Annotated in this window: 20 protein-coding genes; 3 read left to right on the top strand and 17 right to left on the bottom strand. The window is 56.2% G+C overall.

Translation table 11 applies throughout. The features are described from left to right. Positions 1–54 precede the first annotated feature (54 nt). The 6 genes from ACZ5FM_RS06540 to ACZ5FM_RS06565 all read right to left on the bottom strand — a co-directional run bounded on the left by ACZ5FM_RS06540 (position 55) and on the right by ACZ5FM_RS06565 (position 5,334). Positions 55–627 carry an RBBP9/YdeN family alpha/beta hydrolase gene (locus ACZ5FM_RS06540; protein ID WP_192491408.1) on the bottom strand — a complete coding sequence of 191 codons (573 nt, stop codon included), beginning with the start codon at positions 625–627 and terminating at the stop codon, positions 55–57. A 176-nt stretch (positions 628–803) separates the two neighbouring features. Beyond that, a complete protein-coding gene (gene purB / locus ACZ5FM_RS06545; protein ID WP_464040063.1) occupies positions 804–2,111 on the bottom strand; it encodes an adenylosuccinate lyase in 1,308 nt (435 codons plus the stop codon). A gap of 60 nt (positions 2,112–2,171) precedes the next feature. Beyond that, on the bottom strand, positions 2,172–2,660 hold the full coding sequence (locus tag ACZ5FM_RS06550; RefSeq protein ID WP_464040064.1) for a hypothetical protein: 489 nt from the start codon (positions 2,658–2,660) through the stop codon (positions 2,172–2,174). A gap of 24 nt (positions 2,661–2,684) precedes the next feature. Further along, entirely contained in the window at positions 2,685–3,416 is a 732-nt protein-coding gene (locus ACZ5FM_RS06555) for a DUF2259 domain-containing protein (RefSeq protein ID WP_464040065.1), read from the bottom strand. Further along, positions 3,413–4,090, bottom strand: coding sequence for a ribulose-phosphate 3-epimerase (gene rpe / locus ACZ5FM_RS06560; RefSeq protein ID WP_192491257.1), 678 nt, complete (start codon positions 4,088–4,090; stop codon positions 3,413–3,415). The genes ACZ5FM_RS06555 and rpe overlap by 4 nt, the downstream gene beginning before the upstream one ends. 149 nt (positions 4,091–4,239) lie before the next feature. Next, on the bottom strand, positions 4,240–5,334 hold the full coding sequence (locus tag ACZ5FM_RS06565; protein WP_464040066.1) for an ABC transporter substrate-binding protein: 1,095 nt from the start codon (positions 5,332–5,334) through the stop codon (positions 4,240–4,242). 222 nt (positions 5,335–5,556) lie between these two features. On the opposite strand from ACZ5FM_RS06565, the gene ACZ5FM_RS06570 reads away from it, so the two are divergent. Further along, positions 5,557–6,009, top strand: a complete 453-nt coding sequence (locus ACZ5FM_RS06570; RefSeq protein WP_192491410.1) for a flavin reductase family protein — start codon at positions 5,557–5,559, stop codon at positions 6,007–6,009. A 461-nt stretch (positions 6,010–6,470) separates the two neighbouring features. On the opposite strand, the gene ACZ5FM_RS06575 is transcribed toward ACZ5FM_RS06570, so the two are convergent. Continuing rightward, positions 6,471–7,286: a glycosyl hydrolase 108 family protein gene (locus ACZ5FM_RS06575; RefSeq protein WP_464040067.1), complete on the bottom strand. Its 816-nt coding sequence runs from the start codon at positions 7,284–7,286 to the stop codon at positions 6,471–6,473. Between the two features lie 84 nt (positions 7,287–7,370). Further along, complete coding sequence (locus ACZ5FM_RS06580; protein WP_464040068.1) at positions 7,371–9,914, bottom strand: CHC2 zinc finger domain-containing protein; 2,544 nt, start codon at positions 9,912–9,914, stop codon at positions 7,371–7,373. Between the two features lie 152 nt (positions 9,915–10,066). On the opposite strand from ACZ5FM_RS06580, the gene ACZ5FM_RS06585 reads away from it, so the two are divergent. After that, positions 10,067–10,489, top strand: a complete 423-nt coding sequence (locus tag ACZ5FM_RS06585; protein ID WP_275641064.1) for a DUF7674 family protein — start codon at positions 10,067–10,069, stop codon at positions 10,487–10,489. Between the two features lie 364 nt (positions 10,490–10,853). On the opposite strand, the gene ACZ5FM_RS06590 is transcribed toward ACZ5FM_RS06585, so the two are convergent. The 3 genes from ACZ5FM_RS06590 to ACZ5FM_RS06600 are packed head-to-tail and all read right to left on the bottom strand — an operon-like array spanning position 10,854 to position 12,093. Beyond that, entirely contained in the window at positions 10,854–11,636 is a 783-nt protein-coding gene (locus ACZ5FM_RS06590; protein WP_464040069.1) for a helix-turn-helix domain-containing protein, read from the bottom strand. After that, entirely contained in the window at positions 11,633–11,848 is a 216-nt protein-coding gene (locus ACZ5FM_RS06595; RefSeq protein ID WP_464040070.1) for a hypothetical protein, read from the bottom strand. Before ACZ5FM_RS06595 ends, ACZ5FM_RS06590 begins: the two co-directional genes overlap by 4 nt. Next, entirely contained in the window at positions 11,845–12,093 is a 249-nt protein-coding gene (locus tag ACZ5FM_RS06600; RefSeq protein ID WP_464040071.1) for a hypothetical protein, read from the bottom strand. The genes ACZ5FM_RS06595 and ACZ5FM_RS06600 overlap by 4 nt, the downstream gene beginning before the upstream one ends. A gap of 308 nt (positions 12,094–12,401) precedes the next feature. Between ACZ5FM_RS06600 and ACZ5FM_RS06605 the strand changes: the two genes are divergently transcribed. Beyond that, positions 12,402–13,022 (top strand): helix-turn-helix domain-containing protein, encoded by a 621-nt coding sequence (locus ACZ5FM_RS06605; protein WP_192491263.1) that lies wholly within the window; start codon positions 12,402–12,404, stop codon positions 13,020–13,022. A 273-nt stretch (positions 13,023–13,295) separates the two neighbouring features. Here the strand turns inward: ACZ5FM_RS06605 and ACZ5FM_RS06610 are convergent, their stop codons facing one another. The 6 genes from ACZ5FM_RS06610 to ACZ5FM_RS06635 all read right to left on the bottom strand — a co-directional run bounded on the left by ACZ5FM_RS06610 (position 13,296) and on the right by ACZ5FM_RS06635 (position 16,586). Next, entirely contained in the window at positions 13,296–13,691 is a 396-nt protein-coding gene (locus ACZ5FM_RS06610; protein ID WP_464040072.1) for a hypothetical protein, read from the bottom strand. Next, positions 13,688–13,891, bottom strand: a complete 204-nt coding sequence (locus ACZ5FM_RS06615) for a hypothetical protein (RefSeq protein ID WP_192491265.1) — start codon at positions 13,889–13,891, stop codon at positions 13,688–13,690. The genes ACZ5FM_RS06610 and ACZ5FM_RS06615 overlap by 4 nt, the downstream gene beginning before the upstream one ends. Positions 13,892–13,998: 107 nt before the next feature. Beyond that, complete coding sequence (locus ACZ5FM_RS06620) at positions 13,999–14,250, bottom strand: hypothetical protein (RefSeq protein WP_192491266.1); 252 nt, start codon at positions 14,248–14,250, stop codon at positions 13,999–14,001. Between the two features lie 113 nt (positions 14,251–14,363). Next, positions 14,364–15,521 (bottom strand): glutathionylspermidine synthase family protein, encoded by a 1,158-nt coding sequence (locus tag ACZ5FM_RS06625; protein ID WP_464040073.1) that lies wholly within the window; start codon positions 15,519–15,521, stop codon positions 14,364–14,366. 3 nt (positions 15,522–15,524) lie between these two features. Beyond that, positions 15,525–16,175, bottom strand: a complete 651-nt coding sequence (locus ACZ5FM_RS06630) for a DUF1190 domain-containing protein (protein ID WP_464040074.1) — start codon at positions 16,173–16,175, stop codon at positions 15,525–15,527. Between the two features lie 9 nt (positions 16,176–16,184). Next, positions 16,185–16,586, bottom strand: a complete 402-nt coding sequence (locus tag ACZ5FM_RS06635; protein WP_250982574.1) for a DUF350 domain-containing protein — start codon at positions 16,584–16,586, stop codon at positions 16,185–16,187. Positions 16,587–16,970: the final 384 nt, after the last annotated feature.

Raw genomic sequence — 16,970 nt, forward strand, 5'->3', positions numbered from 1 at the left:
ACACATAGAAGAAACGCCTGAATGGCGGAATGGTTCAGGAAAAAATGCCGGTTTTTAGTGCTGACTGGATTCAGGGTTTTTCAAACGGCTGAGAAACTGGGCAAAAACCATGGTGCCTTCTGGCCATGGGCCGTGGCCGGATTCGGTGTTGATGTGGCCGGACATGCCGGCATCTACCAGCAGTGAGCCCCATGCAGCGGCAATCTCGTCAGCATGCTCATAGGTGCCAAACGGATCGTTGCGGCTGGCAATGGTCATGGCCGGAAACGGGAACGGTTCGCGCGGGTAGGGACCAAAGGTCATCAGGTGTTTTGGCCGGATGGTCGGGTTGGTCACATCTGGCGGTGCCACCAGAAATGCGCCGGCAACCTTGTGGCCAATTTCCGGAATGGCATGCACCACGGTTGGTACGCCAAGCGAATGCGCCACCAGCACAACCGGCTTCGTGCAGGCATTGACGTCTTCAACCAGCCTGGTGATCCAGTCTTCACGGACAGGCTTCGACCATTCGGCCTGCTCAACGCGGCGCGCGCTGCCAAGCTTTTGCTGCCAACGGGATTGCCAGTGATCTGGCCCGGAATTGGTGTAACCGGGAACGATGAGGATATCTGCTTCGGATGCTTTCATGGCGCTTATCTTGGTATCAATGTCACCGTATTCAAGATGTATTCAAGATAGCGGTGAGGATTGTCGACATTGTCGGGGCTGCCCGACGTGGTTTTGACGATGGGCCGCAAACCTGTCGTCATTATGAAAATGCCCGGACAAGGTCCGGGCATCTGACACGGGCGTTAGCGGTTTAATCAGGCCTTGCCGAACACACGGTTGAAGATCGTATCAACATGTTTGGTGTGGTAGCCGAGGTCGAACTTTTCGCGGATGGCGTCTTCGGAAAGGGCTGCACGCACTTCCTCATCGCTCAGCAGTTCCTCCAGGAAGTCTGCGCCCTGTTCCCAAACCTTCATGGCGTTGCGCTGCACGAGGCGGTAGGAATCCTCGCGGGAAACGCCAGCCTGGGTCAGTGCAAGCAGAACGCGCTGCGAGTGCACGAGGCCACGGAACTTGTTGAGGTTCTTCAGCATGTTTTCCGGGTAGATCACCAGCTTTTCGACAACGCCGGCCAAACGGTGCAGCGCAAAGTCGAGGGTGATGGTGGTATCAGGGCCAATGGCGCGCTCAACGCTGGAGTGGCTGATGTCACGCTCGTGCCACAGGGCAACGTTTTCCAGCGCCGGCACAACCGACATGCGCACCAGACGGGCAAGGCCGGTCAGGTTTTCGGTCAAAACCGGGTTGCGCTTGTGTGGCATGGCCGACGAACCCTTCTGGCCCGGCGAGAAGAACTCTTCGGCTTCCAGAACTTCGGTGCGCTGCATGTGGCGGATTTCAATCGCCACATTTTCAATCGACGAGGCGATGACGCCAAGCGTTGCAAAGAACATGGCGTGGCGGTCACGCGGAATAACCTGTGTGGAAACCGGCTCAGGGATCAGGCCCAGCTTTTCGCAGACATGTTCTTCAACGCGCGGATCGATATTGGCAAAGGTACCAACTGCACCGGAAACGGCGCCGGTGGCAATTTCTGCACGGGCGTTGACGAGGCGGGTGCGGTTACGGTCCATTTCCGCGTAGAAGCGGGCAAAGGTCAGACCCATTGTGGTCGGCTCGGCGTGAATGCCGTGGCTGCGGCCAATGCGGATCGTGTCCTTGTGCTCGAAGGCACGGGTATTCAGCGCAGCCAAAACGCGGTCCATGCCGGCAAGCAGAATGTCTGCGGCGCGAACCAGCTGAATGTTCAGCGTGGTGTCCAGAACGTCGGAAGAGGTCATGCCCTGGTGCACGAAGCGGCTGTCAGGGCCGACAAATTCGGCCAGATGCGTCAGGAAGGCGATGACGTCATGTTTGGTGACGGCTTCGATTTCATCGATGCGCTCAACATTGAAAGTGGCGCTGCCGCCTTTTTCCCAGATTGTCTCAGCTGCCGACTTTGGAATGACGCCGATCTCGGCCAGTGCATCACAGGCATAGGCTTCGATTTCAAACCAGATACGGAACTTCGTTTCCGGCGACCAGATTGCGACCATTTCCGGCCGGGAATAGCGAGGGATCATTGCTACCGCTTTCTATATGGTGAGAATTTGCAGCCCGTTTAGCAAAGTGTGACGCCAATCTCAACGCATTCGAAGGGAAAGGATGAAACTGGTTACAAACAGACACACGATGCCCACGGGAAAATACAGCCAAAGGCCGATGATGGTGAACTGGTAGGTTGCGCCAAGCGTGGTGAACAACTGCTGGAAAAACCAGATCCGTGTCAGGAACGGCTCATGCCACTGCGCATAAAAAATGCGGTACTGCAGGGCAAACAGCAGTGCCGTCACGCCATAGGTGACTAGACAGAGACACAGCGCAAAGGCGCAGAAGCGGGCGGTGGCCGGTTTTGCAAATGCCAGATACCGCGCCAGCACCAAGGCAGGCGTAAAGGCGATGAAAGCACCGGCGAAATAATACGCCACAATCTGCCAGAAATGGTCGGTCTCGCCACGGTGGCGAATATAAAGACCAATCACGCAGGAAAGCGCCATGGCCGCACCCCAGACGAATGGTCCGGCAAGTGCCGCGGTTTTTGAGGGCAGGGCGTGTTCAAGCCGCTGTTTCAATGGACTGCCCTTTCAAGGCACCGCTCATGGTCTGACGGGTACGGCGATCCAGCGTCCATTCTGCCCTTCAAAGCCATGTTGCAGCACCGTTACCAGTGCCATGTGCAGGTTGGAGCCAAAACCCTGATGCGTGACCACGCCACCTAGTCGGTAGCCGGTCACGCAGCCGCGGCTTTCCGGCGCGCGCTGCTCATCATAGACAATTCTATCACTGTTCTTGCCGTCCTGCAGAAGCATTTTCAGCTTGAAGGTGGAACTGCGCTCGGTCCAGGAACTGCATTTTTCGCCTGCTGGCTGGATAACCTCTTCCAGCCCCAGCCTGTAGGGTGAGCCAAAGGGTGGTGCTGCGGCGTAAGCGTAATAGCTGATCTGGTAGGGGTTGCCGCTGGCATCGCTGACCGGGTTGAAGGCGGCGAGCAGACCGGGATTGTCAGCCAGCCTGTGCTGTTCAATCAGCGGGGCTGCTTTTTCCAGCGCTTGTGCGCGTGCTGCACCCACACCAACCGCCTCATCCTTCACCAGCACCCGTATGGGCGTTCCCTCGAGATAGGTGTCTTTGACGGTATCGATGACATAGATATTGGAATAGGCAAAACCGGACCCGTCCTGCACGCCATATTCCTCAAACGCGTAGATGCCGCCGTCTTTGGAAAAGCCGATGGTCTGGAAGGCGGCGATATCACCGGCATGGGCCGGGGCCGCAAAAAATGCGACACCTGATGTCATCAGGGAGAGAAAGAAGCCGGCCTTCTTCACGCACGACCGCTTTCTGCGGCCTGGCGAATGGCGGTGACAGTCTTGCGGTAATCTTCAACGCCGTCGCCCTTGTAAATGGCGGAGCCGGCAACCAGCACGTTGGCGCCTGCGGCAATGGCAGCCGGTGCCGTTTCCACGGTAATGCCGCCATCCACTTCCAGCTCGATCGGACGTGCGCCAATCATCGCCTTGGCAGCCTTGATCTTGTCCAGCATGGCGGGAATGAACTTCTGGCCACCGAAACCGGGGTTGACGCTCATGATCAGGATCAGGTCGACATCATCGATGACGTTTTCCAGCACGGAAAGAGGGGTTGCCGGGTTCAGCGTAACACCGACCTTTTTGCCGAGCGAACGGATGGTCTGCAGCGAACGGTGCAAATGTGCGCCAGCTTCCGCATGCACGGTAATGCCGTCACAACCGGCCTTGGCAAAGGCTTCCAGATAAGGATCGGCAGGGGCAATCATCAGGTGGCAATCAAAAAACGCATTGGTATGCGGACGAAGCGCCTTGATGACATCGGGGCCAAAGGAAATATTCGGCACAAAATGGCCGTCCATCACATCCAGGTGGATCCAGTCCGCACCGGCTTCAACGACATCACTGACCTCCTGTCCCAGCTTGGCGAAATTGGCTGCAAGAATGGAAGGGGCGAGGCGGACGGGAAGGGACATGGAAGGCTCCGTACAGAGTGCATGAACGCGATGGCAAAGGGTTTGCACTCAGAGGTTTGAGCACATGCGCTGCAATATCATTGTCATTGCCGCGGAACAACCGAGATCAACGTCTGATGCGGAGGATGGCTTGCCGATGCGGTGGAGGCTCAGCGCACTGCGCGTGCGGCAGGCACAAAGGCCTGACCATTCCACTGTTGCAGGCTGTAAGGATTGTTCTTCAATTCATGTGCGTCGTTAAAGGCAACGTCGCCAATGGCGGTGGTGAAGGTTGAGTCTTTTAATATGTCGAGAACCGGCTTTTTCTGCTGGTCTGCCAGACCAATGCCGTTGGCGGCAATCTGCACCGCAGCAAAGGCGGGCAGGGTATAACCTTCAGGAATTGTCACGCCCGCTGCCGTCAATATGTCAAGCGCGGCTGCGGCGGCAGGTATTGACGCATAATCAGGCAGCGTCACGGCAAAGGTACCAGCGGTCAGCGCAAGCGGCGCATTGGCGGCATTGAGCGTATCGCCACCCAAAATGGTCAGGGCAATGTTTTCAGAGGCGGCATCGCGCGCAACCGTCGAGACATCATTTCGGTCGGTTGCCATAAACACATTGCCGATGCCAGCACGCGACAGACGCCGTACCAGCGCCACCTGCTGTTCCTGCGCCGGGCGCAGCGTTTCCATGCGGGTTGGTTGCAGGCCTGCTTCTTCCAGCTTGGCACGAATACGGTCCACCAGTTCGCGGCCATGAATGGTGCCATCATCGACCAGAGCAAACAGTGACCCCTGCCAATCACGCAGGATAACCTCGGCCAGCCGATCGGATTCGGCAGTGTCTGATGGCGCAAGACGGAACACCGGCCAGCTGTTTTTGGCGGCATCTTCAAGCAGAATGGTCGAGCGGCTGGAAAGCGTAATCACCGGCGTGCCGGTTTCCTTCAGCGCCGGCAGGCTGCTGGCAAGAGTTTCCGAACACAGAAAGCCGATGGCAATGCTGACCTTGGCGGCAACAAGCCCGTCGGCAATCGCACCGCCGCCACTGTCGGTGCAATCCTCATTGATCTCAACCACATCGAGCCCCGCCTGCGCAGCTGCGGCCTTGGCACCCTGGCGGATCTGGTCGCCGAGAATTTTATAAGGACCGTCCTGTGGTGCGACAACGCCAAGTGTCGCGGCACTTGCGCCATGCGCAAACGCAACAGATGCGACCAGAAATAAAATGCGGCTTGTCAGCATTGAAAGCGGTTTATCCATATTAATTGGCTGTTGTTTAACATGTCAGCCGCACGGAAAAAGGGAAAAATATTGCTGCGAACAATGTTTAGGCGGAAATTGTTCGGGATTTTCAAAAATGTAACTGTTCGGCTACATAATCGCGGTTGTCCGTGTGCCTTGCGGGCGAGGGGACGGATTTAACGCACGGAGTTTCTTTTGACTGTATATAATGCCGTTGATGCGCATATTTACCGCGATGCCATGGCGCAATATGCCGGGCACGTCCAGTTGATCACGACCGAGCACGGCGGCGTGCGGCGCGGCGTGACGATTACGGCGGCGTGTTCGGTATCCGACAATCCGCCCACCGTGCTGGCCTGCCTGAATTCCGGCAATGAAAAAAATGCGATTTTTGCGCAAAGCGGCAAGTTTGTTCTCAACAGCCTCGGCCTGCGCCACCGCGCATTGTCCGATGCCTTTGCCGGTTTCGGAGGGTTGCAAAATGATGAGCGTTTCGCAAAGGCGAAATGGATGACGCTGGCCACCGGCGCACCGGTGCTGGAAGACGCGCTGGTGTCGTTTGATTGTAATCTTGTCGATGTAAAACCCATGTCGACGCACCTGATTCTTTTGGGACAGGTTGAGGCCATTCACTTCGGCACAAAGGGTGATCCTCTACTGTATTTTAACCGTAATTACCTCGGTTCCCAATGATTTGCGGCGTCAATGTGAACATTGTGTGATCATTATGTGTGCAGCGATTTTGGCTGCATAACTTTTTTGCTGTTCTATAAGGTGCTGAATTTAAAGAATTTTATTCCCCATTTTTGCTGCAAAAATGAAATTTCTCTAAAAAATTCCGCAGATGCGAAGGGAAATAACTTGACGATTGGCCAATAGTTCGCTTCAATGGCCTTGTTTCAGGGGACGACTGAAATTGGCCACAGTGGCCACGGGAAGTGTCCATTTATATTAAGCACTGACTCGTTTACACTGAATATATTTTTGATCACGAACAGGGCCGCTTTGGGAAACCGAAGCGGCTTTATTCGTTCTCGCACGTCCAATATCATCGCGCGCACGGACATTTCGACCTTCTGCAACCCGTGTGCTTTCCGCATAACGGGTTGAAAAGCCGCACAACATCTAAGCAAGCACCAGGCTTGGCAGTTGCGTTACAGCGAAACAGTCTCAAGCGGACGGTCCTTCAAGGCGGCAGCCTCTGTCCGGTAGGCTTCTGCCCGCTGACGGTTTTTGCGGTAAATGGCAAAGATGACCAGGGTCGCGAGGAGAACGCCAACCATGGCCAGGCTGAAGCCGGTCCAGGATGGCACACCGGCCGAAACACCAACCGTGCCACCGGTGCCCAACAGCGCGCCTTGGTTGGCCTGTGTTGCGGCCTTGTCGCTGGCCTTCTGGCCTTCAGCGGCCAATGTCTGGCGCGCCGCAGCGCTTGTACCGGTCGCAGCCAGGTACATGGCAACGCCTTTTGCCTCAACCTTGGCAACACGGGCCGACCAGCCGTTTTTATTGATGCTCCAGATTTTTAAGGAACGCATGAAGCTGAGACGCCGCGCGCACAGCGACTGGATGTGTTTGACGCCGGCGGTCGCGGACTTGGCAATGGTTTCGGGCCCAATCTTGCCGTCCACCTTCGCACCGACAATGGCCTGTGCTTCCCGCAGCGCCCGCGCGGGGCCGGAATTGACGCCGTAATCCCAGACCGCCAGATCAAAACCAGCCGGAAGGCTGTCACCGCCCACCGCATCCCAGTAGCGTGTCTTGTAGAGTGGCTTCACATCGGAAAGGGTAAGGTTGGCAATATCGAGATGCGGGAACGACGCGGCAGAAATGCCATATTTGGTGCCCTTGAAGGTGCCAACGCCCACTTTGCCGCCTGTCCAGTTGCCGGGGTCTTTACGGTCTTTCGACAGACCGCCTTCGGCCTGCAACGTAAAATCAAGGCATGCGCCATAATTGTCTTTTGCCATATCGCGATTTTCCTTGTTGATGAAAACGCGACATTTTTCCAGATAACGGTTGTGACTGTGGCATGGCGACAATGTTGCGGCGGCTTAAACCACCTGCCCATATTGCGTGCCGCCCTGAATCGTCACGCCCTGTGCGACCATGCCGGTGCTCAGGCGTTTCAGCTGGATATTGGGCATGGATTTCAGCCGCTGCGAGAAGGTGTTGACCGGTGGCAGGAAGCTTTCCTTGTAACCCTGATCGACCGCCCAGGTCTTGAAATCCTCAAACAGCCGGCTGGTGCGCAGCCAGCCGCCTTGCGGCTCAAACGGTGCTGGAACAACGCGGATATCGAACCATTCATTGAGCGGATCTAGCAGCAGCCAGGAATTCAGCGCGTCTTTTGAGCTTTCGGGAATGGAATAACCGCCATTCTTTTTCAGCCGGATGGCACCAGCCACAGCAAAACCCAACAGCAGATCCAGCTCTTCCGCCTGAATGCGCTCGGCAATATCGGTAATGACCTCGCTCTCGGGTATGGTGCGGTTAAATTGCATGACCACCAGACGGCGGCGCAGGCCGCGATCAATGCCGCCATTAAAACGGGGCAGGGTGTTGGTGGTAAAACAGTGCAGGGCGCGTGGCGAAAAGCTGACGACGTTTTTATAGAGGCTGCGGCCTTCAATCGGGTTGCCGGTGACCGCCGCCTTGAATTCCTCACCGGCAATGGCCGCAGCACTCAACTCGTCAGCGACATTGGCAGCCTTGCCAGCCAGATTGATGATGCGTTTTTCATCGTTGAAAAACGCCGGTGAAATCGACGACACCGCACCTTCGGGCAGAAGCGCGCGAAACAGTGCGGCGATGGTGGATTTGCCGTTGCTCGCGGTTTCGCCCAGCAGAATGAAGGCCTTCGGCTGTTTGACGCGTGTGGCAAGGCCGAAGGCAGCCGCCCCCAGCATTTCGGAAATCAGATGGATTTTGGCATCGGCATCGACATCACCCTTGAAGGCACCGCTCAGCAGCCGGTGCAGCAACGATCCATCAGGCGGTTTGCTGTCGGTGTGCAGATGATATTCGGCATCGATGGTGAACCGAAACCGGTCCAACGGATCATGGTCGCGGCAGGTCACCTTGCCACTGTCATCAATGGTAATCGTGCAGTTTTTGGCATTCATGCCGACCACGGGGTTCTTGAAAAAATCATCATCGCAAACCCGGGTGCCGAGCTCGTTGAGAATGCCGTCAATCATCCGTTTGCCAAGCTTCAGCGGTGTTGCCTTGGCACCAATGGCAACCGCGTCAAGCGCATGCACCGCAAGGCGAATTTTCTGGTCCGGTATCGGTCGCCATGCCGACGGACCAAAGGCCCAGAATTTCCCCTCCGCCCGCACGATGTCGCCGCCACAGGCCTGTTTCAACGCCTGCTGAAACTCACGCGCCAGCCAGACCTCGGACCCATAGCTTTGCGGCGGGAAATGCTCCGGCATGTCCTCAATACCGTCAGCGCCGCGCGGTTTGCCCCGTGTTGTGATGGCCGATTTGCCGACTGAGGATTTACCGGGGGCTGATGGTGTGACTTCTGTCGCGGCAGGTCTGCTGTCTGGAGGGGCAGGTGGCAGATAGGGGCGCATGGTCTGGCGCATGAATGTTTGCAGCCTTGCCTTTGTCCAGCCGGCATCCACCGCATCGGCACAGTCCCAGCCACGGCTGGGCAGGTTTCCGGCCTGCCAATCCGTATAGGAGAAAACCTCTGCCTGTGGGGCCTTGTCTGTCTCGGTAAACCCGACCAGCTGGACCCTGGCGGCGAGTGCCGTCAGGCGCTGCGCAATATCGCTTGCTGTCGACAGGCCCGGTTCATCGAAATCAGGCCAGATGATAATGTCGCGACCGGCCAGTGGTGACCAGTCGGCGTGTTTGGCGCCTTGTGTGCCGCCCGCCCATGACACAACGCTGTGTCCGGTCGCCTTGCGCAGGCTGTCGCGGCATTTTTCGCCCTCCACGACAATCACCCTGCCGCCGTCAGGCAATTCATGCAGGCCATAGAGTGGTCGTGGTTTGGGGAAGGGAAAACGGCACCATGTCTGGGTGCCGTCTTTCAGCCGCACAAACATCACCATCGGCGTTTCCTTGGTGCCACCGGGAAGGTCGTGCCGCAGCACATAGCCCATCAGCGAACCATCGCGGCGGTGATAGGGAAACACCATTGAAGGGGCAAATGCGCCCCATTCCGCCCGTTTGCCGCGGCGTTTGGGATTATAGAGCCGCACGCGGCGGCCGGGCAGCAAGGGTTCAACAGGGGGCGTTACCGGCACAATGCCGTCATAGGCATCCGTGGATGGGGTTTCAGTGCGTGCGATGTGATGATGGCTGCTGTCACCGATGCCCAGCAGGCGCATCGCCTCAGGCAGGCTGACGCCTTTCAATTTTTGCACAAAATCCAGCACGTCACCATTTTCACCACAACCAAAGCAATGAAACCGCTCAACGCCGTCCTGTCCGGCATAAATCGTAAATGATGCCGTGTTCTCTGCGTGGAACGGGCAGCAGGTTTGGTATTCGCGACCGTTGCGCTGCAGCCGGTAACCGTAGCTCGCCACGGTAGAAGACAGCGACACGTCGCGGCGCAGCCGTTCGACATCAGATGACATGTTGTTGTGACTCGTGTTGAATTATGTTGCGATTATCGCAACGTATTCGACGTAACGCAAGCCACCGACCGCGAAATATTTGCGGTCAAAGTGGTTTGCGGGTTTTGGGGATAGGGACTTGCGGCAGGGTTTAGGCTTTGACAAAAAGAGTTATGTCTCAAAGCGATCACGAGGACTCCAGGATAATTCACCGCTCAAACATGTTCGAGCCGCTGTTACTCGCTGATCCCACCTTTCGGGAGACTTGGGAAAGGCTCCGGCGCGAGCAGGAATCTGACGAAGAGGTGAGTGGCTATTTGATTGCTGGGGAATTCGCCTGCCATTTGATCCGATGTCTGGAAGCGGGTGATACATCGCGTTTTACCGCTGTTTTTCAGGTTGTAAAAGACTGGCATACCCATGGCGTCCAGTACGTGAAGGACGCAGCAATCGTCGGTTTGCTGGAAGATTTGCAGAACGAAAATCTGCACAACACGACCAAACCGGATGATTTTCTGCCATGGATGCACCCTGAAACAGTGACATGGTGGCATAAGGTGCGTGACTTCTGGGAAAAGGGAGTGCCTTTGGCCTGAGCGATTGGAGACTTCTTCCACTGCGCAGACTCGCGCCGCTGGCTTCCTCTCTTACGTCATCCCAGGGCTTGTCCCTGGGATCTAACCACGTACCGCAACCGCGACATATCTGGTCAACATGATTAGATCCTCGCCTCAGGGGCGAGGATGACGTGGAGTGAGTGGTTGGGGCGTTGTTTGGCGCTGAGGGTCCAACAAACGCTCCTCATGCCTAGTGCTTGTCACAGGCATCCAGCCGACGCGCGTCGGCGCGGCGAAAAGAGTCTATTCATCCCCAAGACTGGGGATGACTGGATCTCTGTGTCATCCCTCGGGTCAAGCCCGAGGACAGAGATGAGGGAGGATGTTGCGCCATTCATCCCACTCAGGCCGGACTGTCCGATGATGTGGCCCTGTCACCCAGAATAAGCCGGTACCCCTGTCGGTAACCCACCGTTTCAACCGAAATGCCGGAGCCTTCCAGCTTGGTGCGCAGATGGGACATGGCTACCTTGAAAGCCAGGTACATTTTTTCCTGCGTCGGTCCACCGTCAGGATCGTCGGCATACATTTCGGAAAACACCCGCTCCATGTGTACGGGTTTTCCCTTGCCGCTCCAGATGGCACGCAAGATACGGGCCTGCTGTTCGGTAATGCCATAGACCTGTGTTGCGAGATCTGCGGTCATCACCTGCACACCAGCGCCACAGCACGGGCAGTTCACGCCATATTTGCTTTCAAGCGGTTGCGGTGCCGGGGCAGGCTCCGGCATGTCCTCCTGCGGCAAAGGCCCGGCAAAACCGATATTGCCAATGCGGTCATTCAGATGGTCGCCATCCAGCGGCCGCAAGATGCGGTCTGTCTTGCCGTAATGCCAGTTCCACACCAGATAGCAGCGCATGTAACGGCGCACTTCCTGGCGGCTGCCCAGAGAAATTACCCAGACGGGATCGCCGCCGGTGGTCTTGCGCATCAGCTCGGAACCGGCTTCCGGACGCCGGCGACCGACCATGTTGCGCCAGTACAGCTTGCCATCGCGGTAATCAAACAGCGCGCGGGCGCGCTCCTTGTCGATCTGGTTGAAGGTTTGCCAGCTTGGAAAACGGTCCAGCGGGTTTTCAATTTTCCTGTAGCTGCTGAGGCGTGGTTTTTTGACGAAAATGTTCATGATAAAGCACCCTGACTGACGGTGTTTTCCTGTCTGCATTTGGCTGAGCAGGCAGGCACCGCCGGTTTTCTGGCAAATTGCCGTTTGGGGACTTTGCGAAGTGTGTTGCCACGCCTGCGATAACCGGTGCGAACCTGCCCATGGCGGCGCTCGCGGTTATCTGCTTCAAGGCGTTTTGGCCGAAGCGGCGAGGGGAAAGATATGTTGCTCATCGCGATTTCACCATCCCGTCGGGGCGGCCCTGAACATGCGACAGGCGCCTGAGATGATTGGCGAGCGAGATGAGGTTCTCTGCGGTCTGGCCGGTGATGACGAGAAGTGTTTCGTCAGCAACCACGCCACCGCGCATCACGCAACGACCGACAAGACGATCAATCATCTCTGCCTGTTCCAGCATAGACAGCGGCGACTGGCATTTCGCCATCGTATCCGTGTCTTGCTGAGGGTTGCCGCGCATGGTGATCATCCCGGTTAATTGTTGATGTTGTCGTAATCAACATTATGTTGTGATTATAGCAACGTCAACAGATAACAACACTGATAGACAGAAAAAATCAAGCGGCTGGAAACATGTGATTATCGGCAGGCCGAATCACTGGAATTATCGATAAATTACGGTGCTTTGAGCGCGCAAAAATGCCTAGTCTCTCATGCGATCAAGACCCGAAGACCGCCGCAATAGTGATCGTCTTTTCCATGCGCTCTTGCAAAATGTTGTGAATTTTGCAACAAATGCACAACGCTGCGCATCCAAGAGAGAATTTTATGGCCGAGATTGATGGCGAATGGTTTCACAACAGGTTGAAGGATACCGGTAAATCGCTGCGTGCGCTTGCCCGGCACCTTAACTCTGACCCGTCTGCCGTTTCGCGCACATTCTCCGGCAGCCGCAAGATGAAGATGGAAGAGGCGGTCCAGATTGCCATCTTTCTTTCCGTGCCGGTGTCAGAGGTGATCAAGCACGCGGGCATCACATCAGAGGCTGATGCCCTGCAAGCAAGAATTCTGCTGGCAGCCACCATTGATGAGGATGGTACGTTGCATATGCTACCGGAACCCCGGCCGCTGCCGCAGGCGGTTATTGAAAAGGCGCAACTGGCCGCCAGTGGCCATTACACACGGCAGATCATTGCCGCGCAGATCCGCGCATCCTCGGGCACTCTGGCAATTTGGGATGATGCGGTGGTGCTGTTTGGCCAGTCGGAACTGGTTGATCCGGCCGCGATTGGCGCGCTGTCCATCTGCGGGCTGCGTGATGGCAAGCAGATTTTGGCCAGGGTGGAGCGTGCGCGAAAGACAGGGGAAGCAGACCTTGTTTCACCAGCCGGCAAGATCGAAGACGCCATTTTGACCACCGCCACACCTGTCATTGCGCTCATACCCTAAGGGAACATAACCCAAGGGGAGGTTACAGATCAGCTTGGTCTGTCATGTCTGGAATAAGCGTAGCACCGCTTTCGCTGCTGAAACGTCAGCGAAGGCATCGTTGGTCGTGTAGACCGGGCGGATGTGAAATGTCAGGAAAACGACTGGCACCGGCTGAAGGAGTTTCGCAAAGTCCGGAGTATTCAGCCCCCATCCCATCGTTTTCCTGATGTTGATATAATAACATCATGTTGTGATAATATCAACATTCGCATCAAGCTATTTGCCGATCTTTTATCGTTTCAGTTGGCGCGCCAGCAGCGCACCGGCATCGCCAATGACAATTGCCGGGATTAGTACCAGCGCCATATCATTGATGTGTTTGGGCACATCGACCACCACAAGTGACAGCCCAAACCACGGATTGATGATCTGCACACAATAGATCGCCGCCCACCACAGGCCAAACGGCACCACGATCAGCAACCGACCAAGGCGCGTTGCGCTCCAACGATCTGCCGCTTCTGCAACGGCAATATCACGCGCCGCCTCAATGCTTTTGATTGTCTGTTCGGCCGCCAGCCGGTCCTTGTCGGTTTGCGCTGCCAGTTTGGCCTGATAGGCGGCAAGAAGGGGGCTGGTGAACTTTTCCACCATACCGCCCGGCAGAAGATTGCGCAGCCAAGTCATTTTGCCCAGCCAAACCTGTGCGCCAGATAATACCAACCTTCCGCAACAAGGGCGGCCACCATGCCGACAGCCAAGTGTAAACCGGTCGCAAGGTCCGGGTCATTGGACAGAATGTGCCCCATGTCAGGCGCAATCAGCCCCTTGGTAACAAGGATTGCTGCGACATAGCGCAGGAAGATGCGGGTGAAGACGAATGTCATGTTTGCCACCTCGATTGAAGATGGCGGCAGCATCGGGCAGGGATGGTTGTGGTGGCGAACCCGGAGCGGTCATAGGTAACGCAAGCCGGTCACCACTTTCATTGGAATTAGAGATGAGCAGACAGCGCGCCGGAGGCAAAGGCTTTTATCAGCAACACCGCAAGCGGCGAGAGAACGAGCAACAGCAAGGCCCACAATGCGTTGCGAATGCGGTCTGCCAGTTTGCCGACACTGCCTTCAATGCGCAGAAGCGCGGCATTGATGTGTGGCTGCTGCGCCTCCAGCGTCACAATCCGCTCCCTCATGTCGTTGATCCGCCCATGAAGCTTTTCAAGTTCGCCTCTGGTGACTTCATCCATTGTACCGCTGCCATGTTGATCGTTTGGCGACAGGGTACGGCCGAGATGGTTGCCCGCGAAAATCCAAGCCGTGTCGGACCATAGGCAAGACAAGAGCGGTTTAAAAAGTGGCGTTATCCGCTTATGATGTGCGGTACGAACCGCGAAAGATTGGCTGTTATCAGCGATTTGTCTTCACGAATGCCAATTCCGCAGGCCTGATCGCCGACAATCCAGCTGCCCAGCACCGCGTGTCCGGCCTCACTTTCAAACAGCGGTGCATAGGCCTGCACGATGTAACCCTCGTCACCGTAATCGCCAGGGGCTGCCAGCACCTCACGCCCGTCACGAAACAGGCTGACATTTTCGCCTTCACGCGACAAAAGCGGTTTCACCACATAGTCGGACAATCCGGCGGCGTCCGCATCATCGGCAAAATAGCTTGGCAGAAGATTGGGATGGCCGGGATAACGCTGCCACAGCAGTGGCAACAACCCCTTGTTGGACAACACGGCCTTCCAGGCCGGTTCAACGAACACCTGGCCGTTGTCGATAAGCTGCTCGGCAAAGGTCTCGCGCAGCATAAACTCCCACGGGTACAGTTTGAAGCAACGCTCGATGACGCGGTTCTGCAGGTCGGAATAACGGCCTTCGGCATCAATGCCGATTTTCCTGACATCAAGGAACTGCGCCCTGTGACCGGCCTGTATGGCGCAGTCCATCAGATAGGCCGTGGTGCCGTAATCTTCGGTGCTGTCGGATATGGCGGCAAAATGGAAAATCCGGTCCTTTGAGAACTGACCAAAGGCATCGACCAGCTTTTCCTGCACGGAGTTGAACTGGTCCGTATCCGGCGAAAGTGCGCCAAGGGCAATCTGGTCGATCAGCCAGTTATACTGGAAATAGGCGGTTTCAAACAGCGAGGTTGGTGTGTCGGCATTATATTCCAGCAGCTTGGCCGGGCCGTTTCCATCATAGGCCAGATCAAAACGGCCGTAGAGATGGCGGTCGCGCCGTTCCCAGGAATTTTGCACCACATCATGATACTCACGGGGAATGGCCAGCCGATCCAGCGCCTGTTCGTTTTTGACGATATCGCCGACCAGATCCATGCACATGTCGTGCAGTTCCTGGCTGGGGGCTTCGACATCGTCTTCTATCTCTTCCAGCTCAAAACAATAGGCCGCATCATCCACCCAATAGGCTTCGCCATACATTTCGTGAAACCTGAAACCAACGGCTTCGGCTTTTTCACGCCAGTCCGGGCGGGATGCTAGAGAGATGCGGCGCATAGCTCAGCCTCCCAACCTGAAATGGCTTCCGCTACCGGCACTGTGTCCGCTGCCAAAGCCGCTGCGGCTGGAGGTTTCAGTGCGAGGGTTAAAGGCGCGGGAGTCATAGGGCGCCATGCTGATCACATCTCGCAGTCCGCTCTGCTTGGCCTTGGCGCGTGCTTCAAGGTCCGGAACAACATTCTCACCATTTTTGTTGCGATAGATCGTTCTGCCGAAACTGCTATATCCACCACCACTTGTGCTGGTGCCGGGTGGCGTTTGTTGCTCTTCTTCCATACGCTTGCGGTATGCGTGATAAGTGGCCAGCGAATATATGCCGGAAGGCAAATAAAAGCCTACCAGTTTGGGGCTGAAAACATCGTTTCCGGACGGATTGTTGGCAGGGTTTGTCGGCAGCATTTCACATGCGCGAGCACCATATTCCATTTCACATGCGGGCATATTGATGAACCGCGGCGCAGTCGCAACATGGTCCTTTTTCGCATCTTCTATTGCAACCTTGCACACATCCTCACTGTGGGTTTGTGACAGGCAGCGATCAAGAGAGTCGATGATGGTCTGATCTTTGCTGCAACTCGTCATCATAATCGCACCGGTGGCAAGCGTACCAAGCGTAAGAAAGGGATGTTCTCCCATCAGACGTCTGACCATGATGGCACCTCAATACGTCATGCAGGCGGCATTCAAAATGCCGATAACAACTGCAATGCCACCACCCCAGATACCGGCGGCAATGTCACCATTGGTGATCTTGCCGTGCAGATCCTTCATCGTGAAATTGGCGATGTAAAAGGCAATGACCTGAACGATGATGCCGATCAATGCCCAGAGCGCATAATCGATCAGGCTGACGGAATGTGCAGCAGCCGAGGCCAGCGGCAGGCTGAAACCGAGAAGCGCACCCAGAAATGCCACGATGGCCGCGAGATTGCCTTCGCGGATCAGCCGGGATTCCGTGTGCGGTGTCAGCAGCGTGTAGATGAAGATAAACAGCCCGTAGCAGGCAAGACCGGTAACGAAATAGGTGAGGAAAGCCGGAAGGCCTGCCAGATATGCAGACATCTAAAATAACCTTTGTGCAGAGAAACCGGGAAAGACGTGATGGCGACGGCGCGCTTCAATCAGCGCGGCGCACACCTGATGGGCCAAGAGCATGTCGTGAGACGGTTACGGTGTGTCGGGATGCACGGAGCACGCGATAAAGCCAAACCCGCGCGCAGAGGTGACGGGGAAAAACGGCAAGGTGGGCATGGGGGGCACATCCGAATGAAGTGGGTCGATCGACAGAATCGGACGCTAGCGTTTTTCGCGTATGAGTTGAAGCGATTAATTGCCGCTGCACCTGAATTATCGTCAGGAAAACCGTCCCTTGAACGGAGCGGTCCGACTGATGGCGCGATGACATTGTGACGATGGCACCAAAAAAAGTGCCCAACCCCGAGGAGG

The sequence above is a fragment of the Agrobacterium sp. 5Ca50 genome (assembly GCF_055381905.1).